Consider the following 11,147-nt stretch of genomic DNA (forward strand, 5'->3'; position numbering starts at 1 on the left):
CTCGTCCTGTCCAGCTGCGCGGCTCCAGATAATAATCCGCATCGCAGGCGAGATAACGCTGATCGATCCCGCTATTGCCGAGGATCTGCTCCAGCCGGGCGGGCAGCGCCGCGCCCCTCGCCTTTGCCAGCACGGCCAGCACTTCTGCTTGCGTGATCCGGTAATCGGGAACGGCGGTGGCGATCGATATCAATGCGGACATGAGGGACTTTCGGTAATGATGCTGGTCCTGTTACAGCAGAAGCTGACCCAAACCACAGAAATCTGTTGCAATGCACAAATGGGGCCTAGCGGACGCCATGGCAATGGAGCTTGCAGAGAGCATCACTTTGCTCGACCGACAAGTGAGCCTGAGGGTAATGTAGAAACGAACCATGCAACATCGCGTATCGGCTGCACAAGCCGTTTTATGCCTGCAGCATGATGGCACAATTTTTTCCCCAGATATCCGAACATCGCAAATAGCAGCGCAGCTACACCACTGAATCAATAGGCTTTATATGCTAGTTAACGGCTTATTGTGCACTGCACCATTTTTCTTGACATCGGCAATCTCATGCCCTATTTGTGCACTGCAACATAGAAGTGAGATAACCGATGGCTGATATTAAGAACGAAACATCCACTGCCCCGGCAGAAAAAGTAACCGGCTCGCTTTCTGCTGATGCAGCTTATGCTGCAGCGGCCTCTGCGACCAACATTTCCGACGAACCGGCTTCAGAAACCGCGATTGTCGAGAAAGCCGCAGCTGATCAAGCTCCGGTAACGACCGAAACCCAGAAGCCGGTGGCTCCCGCTGCTAAACCGGCAACAGCGGCACAGCCTGCTGTCAAAAAAACCGCAGCAACCAAGCCGGCAGCAAAAAAGGCCGCAGCGAAGCGTAAAGTCGCTGCGAAGCCAGTTGCCAAAACCACATTGAACACAAAGACCAAAGGAACCAAAAAAATGGCTACCACCAAAACCACGACAACCAAACGCGTTGTGAAGAACACCAAAGCAGCCAACACCAAGGCTGCCAACACCGTGAAGAAAACCGCTGACAAGCTGGGATCACGTTTTGAGAAGCTGACCGCTGAAGCGCAAGCACGTGCCAAAGAAGCTGCCGACCGTGCCGTTGCACTTTCGAAAAATGCCGTTGAATTCAACCGCGAAAACGTCGAAACCCTGCTCGAAAGCGGCAAGATCGCTGCCAAGGGCGCCCAAGAAATTGGCAAGACCAACGTGAAATATACCCGCGAGAATTTTGTTGAAGCCAGCCGCGCTCTGCAAGGCCTGTTCAGCGTCGCGACCCCGAAGGACATGTTTGCAAAGCAGGCTGACTATGTACGCAGCGGTCTGGACCGGGTGATGGACCAGACTTCGAACAACGCCGATGCTGTCGTCAAGCTTGCCGGCAAAGCCTATCAGCCGATTGCTGATCGCGTCAGCGAAATCCGCAAGGAATTGAAAAAAGCTGCTTAAACCGCTTTTTCAACCGATCAAAAAGGGACCGTTCCATTGGAGCGGTCCTTTTTTTTGACCTTATTTACACTGACAAGTGCGAAAGCTGTCGAAACTATCAATCCGCCACTTGCCCTCCGGGGTAAAAATACCATATCCTGACCCTGATGATGAACCAGAAGATTCTTTTCCCGTTGCCAAAATCCACCGAGCTGAATCGTGCCAGCGACCGACCGGTCATGGGTGACGATGCGGACAAGGGATCCGATGACGACGACAACACAAATCTCGGCATTGCGACCAAGACCCGGGCCAAGACCAAGAAGCCCAGCCCATATAAAGTGCTCATTCTCAACGATGATTATACGCCGATGGAATTTGTCGTTCTGGTTTTGAAACGATTTTTCAACATGGACATCGATGAAGCAACGCGAGTCATGCTGCATGTGCATCAGAAGGGCGTCGGCGTCTGCGGAACCTTTAGCTACGAAGTCGCGGAAACAAAAGTCACCCAGGTGATGGATTTCGCGCGCAAGAACGAACATCCCCTCCAATGCACGCTTGAGAAGGCCTGATAGAAATCAAGGGAATTACCATGTCCGAAACACCCGTTATCACAGTTGATATTGTCTCGGATGTCGTTTGCCCCTGGTGTATCATCGGTTACAAGAAACTCGAAAAGGCAATGGCCCAATTTGAAGGCAAGGCGCGCTTTGAACTGGCCTGGCATGCCTTTGAACTGAATCCGTCGATGCCGCCGGAGGGACAGTCGATCAACGAACATATGGCTCAGAAATATGGCGCTACGCCAGAGCAGAGCCAAGCCAATCGAGAGCGTTTGCGCAGTGCTGGCAATGATCTGGATTTTGAATTCAGCTATCATGAGAATATGCGGATGGTGAACACTTTTGATGCGCACCGCCTGTTGCACTGGGCCGGAGAGGCCGGCAAACAAACAGCGCTCAAACTGGCACTTTTCAAGGCCCATTTTACCGATGGCCAGGATGTCAGCGATCATCAGGTGCTGGTGAATATCGCGGTATCGGTGGGTCTGGATGAAAAACGCGCCCGTGACCTGCTCGACACGGATATGTTCGCCGCCGAGGTCCGGGCCGAGGAAGCCGAGTGGCAGGATCGTTTCATAACCGGCGTGCCAGCCTTTATTTTCAATAAGAAGTTCATGATCCCCGGTGCTCAGGATAGTGAGGTCTTTGCCAATATTATCGAAAACAAGCTGCTCAAGAAAGCCGCGTAAAGGCTATAATTCTTCCAGCAACTCGATGATATTGCCAAACGGATCTCGGCCATAGATCGCTTTTTGCGTCCCGAAATCGACGGGCGGCCCAACAAATGTCATCCCCGCTGCCGCAAGACGAACATATTCGGCCTCGATATCCTCGACCGCCAAAGCCATATGCGGATAACCCAGGTCGGACGGATCACTGCGCAGATCGCGAGGTTCAGGATTGCTATATTGCCACAATTCAAGGCAGAGATTCGAGCCCTTCAGCATCGCCATCTTTGCTTCAAAACCAGGAAGGCCGACTGCCGCGCCGGCTTTTTCATTGTCCGCCGAAATATCACTGCACCAGTCCAGGTCGAATCCGAGAATGTCACAATAAAATGCAAGTCCCGCTTCGATGTCAGGCACGCCGATAGCGATGTGATGCACGCCTTTAATCACCTGTTTGCGGTTTTCTTTGGCGGCATCGGGAAAAATCCGGACGTCCGTTCGATATAATCGACATAGTCAGGACGGTTCTTTTTCAGACTTTTCTCCAGCAACGGCGCGCCGCTCCACTTCATCAGGGTGAAGCTCAGGAACAATGGCCCCACTATGGCGATCCAGACTGGCCAGCCTGTTTGGGCGGCCACTAGCCAGATTCCCCACCAAGCACAGAAATCTCCAAAATAGTTGGGATGCCGGGTATATTTCCACAGACCGCTATCCAACACTTTGCCTGTGTTGGCCGGATTGCTCCGAAAGGTCTTGAGCTGCATATCGCCGATGGTTTCGAAGGCAATGCCAATCAACGCGATAACCGCGCCGATAATAGCGACAGGACCAACCGGGGCAGCATCCGCCAGCAATATGCCAAGCTGTGCCGGCAGGCAGACCATGAACAGCAGCGGGATTTGCATCGCCCAAGCCCTCAATAGAGCCGCTTTGGCAAAACTCATCCCTTGCTTGTCCATGGCGTGACCCAAAATCTTTTTATATCTGGGGTCTATCCCTTCTTTGCGCCAGCGCAGGAACAGATGCGTGCCCAGCCGGATACCCCAAAGAGCTGTCAGCGCCCAGATCATGTAAGCCAATGATCCCGGATTGGCCGTTTGCATGAAGGCCGCGCTGGCCATGATCGCCATGCCATAGGCCCAAAAGGCATCGATAAAGGACACGTCGCGGATACGCACAGATATCAACCACAGGATGATCATGATGGCGACCAACAGCCCAAAGTTCAGGCCCAAGGATCCGAGCAAGTTCAAACGGCCTCTCCTTTTTCAAGATTTCCACCGTCTGCCCCGGATTCCGTAGATACAATATCACGCATCGCTTTCTCGGGATATTTTGGTGTCACGCTATGATAAAAATCGCTGAGCTTTTGCATGTCAGCTTTGTAGTTTCCCGAGGGCATGAATGATGGACCCAATCCCCCGGTTTTTTTCGAATAGTCCATCAGGCCGATAATCAACGGGACTTTTGCCTTTAGCGCGATGTAATAGAAGCCGGTCCGCCATTGCTTGACGCTACCGCGAGTGCCCTCGGGCGGGATCGTCAGGAGAAAATCGTCACGCCGCTCGAACTCTCTGACCATAGCGTCAACCATGTTTTGCGATTTTGACCTGTTCACCGGAATACCGCCCATTCGCCGCATCATGTCTCCCCAAGGCCTTTTGAATAAAGTGTCTTTGCCAATCCAGTAAGATTTAATCTTGAGTTTGTTGGTCAGACCAAAAAAAAAGAGGAAATCCCAGTTACTGGTGTGAGGGGCAGCAATGATGACCGCTTTTCTTGGCGGCGGGTTTTCCTGAACGGCGGTCCATCCGTTTATCGCAAATATGAAAACAGAAAATCGACGGACAATTTCCGACAACCAGTTCGGTTTAATCTCGTCGTGCACACATCCTCCCTCTCGCGGGATCGAATGCCGCGATTATCAGGAGACCATAAGTCTATTTTTCGGCTGCGCAACGAAAGATGTCCGTTGGTGCAATCATCCCGATCGCGAAATCGCGATGTCGCATAGGCCGGGTTTTCGCGCTCGTGAAAGAACCGAAGCAGATTTTGCGTTTGACCCGCTTCATATCCGATCATCTGGCAGCGTGGATGACGATTTCTTCGCCAAAAGGGCAATTCAAGCAGACGCCAATGATCGCCTCAATTTTGGCCGCCACAATCAATCTGGCACAGATCTGCTTCTTCATCTTCAAGTTCGATCTGAATGGTAATATGATGGATGGAGAACAGTATTTTCATTTCCGTTTGCACTGCGGCCAGGAAACCTTTTCCCGGATGGCCCTCGGGCAATACCAGATGGGCTGTCATCGCAGTTTCGCTCGTGCTCATCGGCCAAATGTGCAAGTCATGCACAGCCTGGACACCGGGCAATGACCCAAGATATGTCTGCACTTTTTCCACATCAATATTGCGAGGCACTCCAGCCAGCGACATGCGCACGGCTTCGGATAACAGTCCCCACGTGCTCCAGAAGATCAGTGCAACAATCAGCAGGCTGATCAGCGGATCAATCCAGTTCAAGCCGCTGAAATAGATAGCGATGCCACCGACGACAACTCCTGCCGACACGCCGGCGTCTGCCATCATATGCAGAAAGGCGCCACGGATATTGATGTCTTCTTTCTGTCCGCGCACGAAAAGCATCGCGGTTCCGAAATTGATGACGATTCCAAGCGAGGCGACAATGATGACCGTGGTCGACGCAATCGGACTGGGGGCGCTGAAGCGTTCGATGGCTTCCCACGCGATGGCGCCGCAAGCTACCAGCAGAAAAAGCCCGTTGAGTAGTGCAGCAAGGATCGATGATCCGCCCAGTCCATAGGTGAATTGTTTGCTGGGTGGCCGCTTGGCGAGCTCTGCGCCAGCCCAGGCGACAGCCAGTCCGAGAACATCGGACAGATTATGGCCAGCGTCGGCCAGCAGTGCCATGGATCCGGCCAGCAGGCCGAATGTGACTTCGACGATAATATATATGATATTCAGCGTAATTCCGAGCGCGAAGGCGCGGCTGAAATTTGTCGGCATATGACTATGCGCACCATGACGATCATGATGGCTGTGGCTAGAATGCCCGTGGTTGTGATGATGACCTGCGGACATCTGCGCTCCGACTATTGCAATGCGAATGTTCAAATTTTCGATTACACGGATTAGTCAGAGCGGTCCATGGTTTTTATACAGTATTTTCCGTATGTTATATCATATGGTAGGGAACAGATGTCGGGATCAATCGACAATCAGGCCAATCGCCAGATAGATAATAATCGCCGATCCAAAGCCAAATATCGTCGCGAGAACGAATATGACCCGCAGCAGATTTGCATCCATTCCGCTCCAGTTGGCCAGCCCGGAGCAGACGCCCATCAGCTTTCCGTTGGCTTTGTCGAGTTTCAGTTTCTTTTTCATGGGTCGATTGCTTCCTTTGTTCGATGAGACCGGTTCCGGCCAGCTGCTAGGCACGGATTGTGAGCTTTTGTCTTTGCTGGCCATCAGATCACCATCGACGATGCGTTATTGAGGGCTGGCAAGATGCTGGCGCCGACAAACAAGGCTGCTGAAACGGCGGCTGCAAAAGCGGCGGAAAGCGAATTTTGAAGACTGTATGACATGAGTTGTCCTTTCTGGTGCAAATTTAATTTAAGCGACGACCGATGCGGCGTGGCTGACGGCGGGGCCGACACTGGCGCCAACAAATATGGCGGCGGTAAAAATAGCGGCGACAGCGGCGGAGATGTTGCTGGAGACATTCGAGAACATTTTGATTTCCTTTCGACTTGAAACTGTTTTTCGCATTGTTGCGAAGATGTCCGATACACTGCATGGGCCGTGCCAGTTTTATAAATACTATATATTTCAATGAGTTGAAATGATTTCATGCCAAATGGCAAATTGCCAATAACTGAAGATTGGTGATATTTCCCATTTATTAGCTTCTAGCGTTATGAACGCAGGCGGAACGACGATCCGCTGCGAATTTGCTTCTCTTAGAAGGGAGTGAAAGCTAGTGACCGGCCTTACCATGACCCTTTCCCAGCTCACTCTGCACAACTTTCGCAACTATCCGGAATTGCGCCTGAACGCCGCCCCCGGATTCATGGTGTTCAGCGGCGCCAACGGAGCGGGCAAGACCAACATATTGGAAGCGGTGTCACTGCTCGCGCCAGGACGCGGCCTCCGACGCGCATCACTCCGCGATATCGCCAGTCAGAATGGCCCGGGCGATTTCGCCGTCGCCGCGCAACTGGACGATGTGCAGCTGGGAAGCGGGACCAGTATAGAGGCACCTGAACGACGCAAAACCCGGATCAACGAGGCAGCTGTCCCGACCAATGAGCTCGGTGAATGGCTTTCTATATTGTGGCTGACCCCGGCGATGGATCGCCTCTTTACCGAGGGCGCGTCCGGACGCCGGAACTTTCTTGATCGGCTCGTTACCGCGCTAGAACCAGCACATGCTGGAAACTGCGCCCGCTACGACGCAGCGCGGCGCGAACGCAACCGGCTTCTCGCCGATTCATATCCGGCGGACAAGGACTGGATAGACGGGCTGGATGTGCAACTGGCACGGTTCGGATCGTTGGTCGCCGAGGCCCGGGACCGGATGGTATCCGCACTGAACCAGCGGCTGCAACAATCTGACAACAGGATATTCGCTACACCGGCGGTACAGCTCGCCGACGAACAGTTGCTCACCGAGCAGCAACTCCATCAGATGCTTCAACAATATCGCGCTGCAGACCGCGCAGCGGGCCGAACAATCCGCGGCCCCCATCGAGCCGACCTCAAGGTCTTTCATTCCGCGAAACAGCAGCCAGCCGAAAAATGTTCAACCGGAGAACAGAAAGCGTTGCTCTTTTCGATCATATTGGCGCATGCGGATTTGATCGCCGATCGGCGCAAGAGACGACCGATATTGCTACTCGATGAAGTTGCCGCTCATCTCGATCCACAGCGCCGGGCAGCCCTTTTTGGCAAGTTGGCGGAACGCGGTGGCCAAGTCTGGCTTACCGGAACCGAACCGGAACTGTTCAGCGATATTCCGGACAACGCGCTACATTTTGAAGTTGTCGACGGAACCGTCACGCCTAGGTAGAATCCCGCTTGGGTTGAGCATGGTTTATAAATGATTCTTGATGCTCGTTAACGTTGTTTTTGCGCCTGGCGTTTATCGATGCATCGATGAACACAACGGCCCTCAGAAATTATGTGACTTTGCTTCGGAATGCTATCGTTCCGATCCTGCTGGTTTTGCAGGCAATCATGATGCCCGCTCCGGCCAGAGCCAATGACTATCTGCAATGCGTGCCTTTTGCCCGGGAATTGAGCGGCATAAATATTTATGGCGATGCCCATAGCTGGTGGGACCAGGCGGCGGGCGTCTATCAACGGGGGACCAACCCGGTTGAAGGCGCGGTGCTGTCCCTGCCCAGCCACGGCGCGATGCAGCTTGGCCATGTCGCGGTCGTTCGCAAAATTGTCGACAACCGCACGATCCTGATCAGCCATGCCAACTGGTCACCGATCGACGGTCGGCGCGGCCAGATCGAACGCCGGGTTGAGGCAAGAGATGTTTCCGAGGCCAATGACTGGAGTCTGGTCCGGATCTGGTATGCGCCAATCGGCAAGCTTGGTACCACCGCCTTCCCGGTAAATGGCTTCATCTATCCCGCGAAACCAACCCACAAGGCCAGCCGGCAATGGGCTTCTGCGAAACCGACGCACAGCAGCCGGACACCCAATCGCTCGCTTTTCGACGGCAGGCTGAAAGCCGAACTCGCCCAAAGCGCCGATCAGGAACGCCCGGTTGGCGGGGAACCAAGGGACCTGATCGGGGAATTGCTGGACAGAGTGGGAAGCTGAGGCCAGATTGAGCGACATGTTTCAATCGGAACCAGTCGCATGATCCAGACCCCGCCCTCCAGCCTCGTCATTCTCGCCGGTGGCCAGTCAACCCGCATGGGGACCGACAAGGCGGTGATCCTGTTTGAAGGACAAAGGCTGATTGATATATTGATCGGTAGATTTGCTGACAAGGCGGGCCGCATATTGCTGTCGGCCAGGCAAGATTATGGCACTGGACTGGCGATCATCAGCGATGACCCGGATGCGCCAGCTGGTCCGGTCGGCGCGATCTTCTCGGTGGCGGCCAGATTGCGAGACCTGGGGATTGAAGGCTTTGTCACGGTCCCTGTCGATGCACCCTTTGCACCACTGGACCTGATCGAACGGCTATCGGCCAGCGGCGCCTGCGCGGTGGCGGAGGATGGCCAGCGCATCCATCCGACCTTTGCCTATTGGCGCTGCGCTATCGTCAATGCGGTCCGCGGTACCCATGAAGCCGGTGAGCGAGCGCCCTCGCTGCAATGGCTGGCCCGACAATGTGGCGCAGAATCAGTGGCTTGGACCGACCCGAAGCTGTTCATCAACATCAACCGGCCGGACGACCTGCTGGCCGCGGCAGCCATGAAAAAAGCCGGCGCTTGAGGGGAAGCACCGGCTTTCTCTTGCAGTGATGATCACTGCGGAATCTGGTAAGCGAATAAAGCGCTTAGTCGAGGCGGCGAATTTCCGACTTGGTCAGGCTGGTGACCAGCTTGCCTTCGCTTTCCGACAGGGTCGAAGCTTCGATCCGCCGCACTTTGCCTTTGTAAATGACCAGAAGATCGCCGGTGTCGGTGACCCGGTTCACTTTGGCAACGCTGGAGCCGGTGGCATCATAAAGCCGGTCGTTACGCTCAGCTTCAGCAGCGGATGCTGGAACGGTGAAAGACAGCGCGGTTGCCGCGAGGATCAGGGAGGATAGTTTACGCATGGTATTACTCCATTTGGTTTCGGATATGTTCAGCGACTATGATCGAGTGAAAATAAGTTGCAATATGAAATGTTGCACCTGCGAGTTGCATTTTTGCAATTGACCAGAAAACACGCACAAAAGGAGGAGACAGAAGCCTGTTGCTCTCCCATCCCGGTTGTGCAATCCTCTATCTAAACAGCTAGTCAAATGAGGTTTCCATGATCCGATATGCCCTTGTCTTCGCCCTCGCGGCGGTTCCCGTATCCGTTCAAGCCCAGCAAAGCGACACAATGTCCGAAATATCGGCGCTGATCGATGCCCGGTCCGGAGAATCGGCCAAGACCGCGCGGCAGCTGTGGGAATGGGCGGAAGTCGGCTATCAGGAACAGAAATCCAGCGACCTGCTCAAGCAATCGCTCCAGTCCAATGGCTTTAAAATCACCTCCGGCGTCGCCGGCATTCCGACCGCCTTCACCGCCGAATTTGGCAAGGGCGGCCCGGTGATCGCGATATTGGCGGAATATGACGCGCTGCCGGGTATCAATCAGGACGCCGTTGCCACCCGCTCGCCGATCGAGGGCAAGGGCGCCGCCCATGCCTGCGGCCATAATCTGTTCGGCGCAGGATCGGTCGAAGCCGCGATCGCGGTAAGCAAATGGCTGGTAAAAACCGGCACGCCGGGGCGTATTCGTCTCTATGGCACGCCAGCGGAAGAAGGCGGCAGCGGCAAGGTCTATATGGTCCGCGCCGGCCTGTTCAACGATGTCGATATCGCGCTGCACTGGCATGCCGATGATGAAAATTCGGCTGCGGCGCGCACGACACTGGCCAACCGTTCGGCCAAATTCCGCTTCCACGGGATATCCGCCCATGCTGCCGGCGCCCCGGAAAAGGCGCGCTCGGCGCTCGACGGGGTCGAGGCGTTTGACATGATGGTCAACATGATGCGCGAGCATATCCCGCAGCAAAGCCGGATCCATTATGTGATCACCGCAGGCGGCGTCGCGCCCAATGTCGTGCCCGATTTTGCCGAAGTCTTCTATTATGTCCGCCACCCCGATCCGGCCGAGGTCGATGCGATCTGGGCGCGGCTCGAACAGGCAGCGCGCGGCGCGGCGATGGGCACCGGCACCACCGTCGACTGGGAAGTGATCCACGGCAACAACCCGCTGCTGGTCAACGAACCGCTGGCGAAGATGATGGACGCCAAATTGCGCCAGGTCGGCGGCGTCACCTATACAGCGGAAGAACAGAAATTTGCCGAGACCATCTATGCCAGCTTTGACAAGCCCGGCAACACACTCGGCAGCCAGGAACAGGTTCAGCCTTATACTGTATCGCTCGGCTATGGCTCGACCGATGTCGGCGATGTCTCTTACGCCACGCCGACCGTTGGCCTGCGCACCGCCACCTGGGTGCCCGGCACCTCGGCGCACAGCTGGCAATCCTCGGCAGCGAGCGGCATGTCGATCGGCTTCAAGGGCGTCCAGGTCGCGGCCAAGACGCTGACCCTGGCGGCGATCGAACTGTACACCAACCCGGAACTGCGCGCCGAGGCCAAGGCCGAATTCGACAAGGCGCGCGGGCCGGATTATCAGTACAAGTCGCTGCTCGGCGATCGCGATCCGCCGCTGGATTACCGGAAATAAAAGGATCGCGGCGAAGGGGGCT

Annotated in this window: 14 protein-coding genes; 7 read left to right on the forward strand and 7 right to left on the reverse strand. The window is 54.9% G+C overall.

Going from position 1 to position 11,147, the window contains the following annotated elements; all coding sequences use genetic code 11:
• Nucleotides 1-202: hypothetical protein (locus tag V7665_RS11770; protein WP_335664731.1), on the reverse strand; the 202-nt coding region annotated here is incomplete at its 3' end.
• Nucleotides 203-597: 395 nt separating this feature from the next.
• Here V7665_RS11770 and V7665_RS11775 point away from each other — a divergent pair.
• The 3 genes from V7665_RS11775 (at nucleotide 598) to V7665_RS11785 (ending at nucleotide 2,695) form a co-directional block, all read left to right on the forward strand.
• Entirely contained in the window at nucleotides 598-1,461 is an 864-nt protein-coding gene (locus V7665_RS11775) for a phasin family protein (protein WP_335664732.1), read from the forward strand.
• Between the two features lie 218 nt (nucleotides 1,462-1,679).
• Nucleotides 1,680-2,015, forward strand: coding sequence for an ATP-dependent Clp protease adapter ClpS (gene clpS, locus V7665_RS11780; protein WP_323801338.1), 336 nt, complete (start codon nucleotides 1,680-1,682; stop codon nucleotides 2,013-2,015).
• Between the two features lie 20 nt (nucleotides 2,016-2,035).
• Complete coding sequence (locus tag V7665_RS11785; protein WP_335664733.1) at nucleotides 2,036-2,695, forward strand: DsbA family oxidoreductase; 660 nt, start codon at nucleotides 2,036-2,038, stop codon at nucleotides 2,693-2,695.
• Between the two features lie 3 nt (nucleotides 2,696-2,698).
• Here V7665_RS11785 and V7665_RS11790 read toward each other — a convergent pair whose 3' ends face one another.
• The 5 genes from V7665_RS11790 to V7665_RS11810 all read right to left on the reverse strand — a co-directional run bounded on the left by V7665_RS11790 (nucleotide 2,699) and on the right by V7665_RS11810 (nucleotide 6,088).
• On the reverse strand, nucleotides 2,699-3,112 hold the full coding sequence (locus tag V7665_RS11790; protein WP_335664734.1) for a VOC family protein: 414 nt from the start codon (nucleotides 3,110-3,112) through the stop codon (nucleotides 2,699-2,701).
• Nucleotides 3,113-3,120: 8 nt separating this feature from the next.
• A complete protein-coding gene (locus tag V7665_RS11795) occupies nucleotides 3,121-3,930 on the reverse strand; it encodes a DUF1295 domain-containing protein (protein ID WP_335664735.1) in 810 nt (269 codons plus the stop codon).
• The gene (locus tag V7665_RS11800; protein WP_335664736.1) at nucleotides 3,927-4,565 is read right to left on the reverse strand and encodes a lysophospholipid acyltransferase family protein; all 639 of its coding nucleotides are present in this window, start codon (nucleotides 4,563-4,565) and stop codon (nucleotides 3,927-3,929) included. The genes V7665_RS11795 and V7665_RS11800 overlap by 4 nt, the downstream gene beginning before the upstream one ends.
• A 257-nt stretch (nucleotides 4,566-4,822) precedes the next feature.
• A complete protein-coding gene (locus V7665_RS11805; RefSeq protein WP_335664737.1) occupies nucleotides 4,823-5,782 on the reverse strand; it encodes a cation diffusion facilitator family transporter in 960 nt (319 codons plus the stop codon).
• 126 nt (nucleotides 5,783-5,908) lie between these two features.
• Entirely contained in the window at nucleotides 5,909-6,088 is a 180-nt protein-coding gene (locus V7665_RS11810; RefSeq protein ID WP_335664738.1) for a PspC domain-containing protein, read from the reverse strand.
• Between the two features lie 613 nt (nucleotides 6,089-6,701).
• On the opposite strand from V7665_RS11810, the gene recF reads away from it, so the two are divergent.
• From recF to mobA, 3 genes are all read left to right on the forward strand, one after another.
• A complete protein-coding gene (gene recF, locus V7665_RS11815) occupies nucleotides 6,702-7,775 on the forward strand; it encodes a DNA replication/repair protein RecF (protein ID WP_335664743.1) in 1,074 nt (357 codons plus the stop codon).
• A gap of 86 nt (nucleotides 7,776-7,861) precedes the next feature.
• Nucleotides 7,862-8,542: a CHAP domain-containing protein gene (locus V7665_RS11820; RefSeq protein WP_335664739.1), complete on the forward strand. Its 681-nt coding sequence runs from the start codon at nucleotides 7,862-7,864 to the stop codon at nucleotides 8,540-8,542.
• A 39-nt stretch (nucleotides 8,543-8,581) separates the two neighbouring features.
• Entirely contained in the window at nucleotides 8,582-9,166 is a 585-nt protein-coding gene (mobA, locus tag V7665_RS11825; RefSeq protein WP_335664740.1) for a molybdenum cofactor guanylyltransferase, read from the forward strand.
• Nucleotides 9,167-9,230: 64 nt separating this feature from the next.
• On the opposite strand, the gene V7665_RS11830 is transcribed toward mobA, so the two are convergent.
• Nucleotides 9,231-9,494 (reverse strand): hypothetical protein, encoded by a 264-nt coding sequence (locus tag V7665_RS11830; protein ID WP_335664741.1) that lies wholly within the window; start codon nucleotides 9,492-9,494, stop codon nucleotides 9,231-9,233.
• A 200-nt stretch (nucleotides 9,495-9,694) separates the two neighbouring features.
• Here V7665_RS11830 and V7665_RS11835 point away from each other — a divergent pair, with 200 nt between their 5' ends.
• A complete protein-coding gene (locus V7665_RS11835) occupies nucleotides 9,695-11,125 on the forward strand; it encodes an amidohydrolase (RefSeq protein ID WP_335664742.1) in 1,431 nt (476 codons plus the stop codon).
• The last annotated feature ends 22 nt before the right edge of the window (nucleotides 11,126-11,147 follow it).

It is taken from the genome of Parasphingorhabdus sp. (assembly GCF_036964675.1).
GTDB lineage: Bacteria > Pseudomonadota > Alphaproteobacteria > Sphingomonadales > Sphingomonadaceae > Parasphingorhabdus.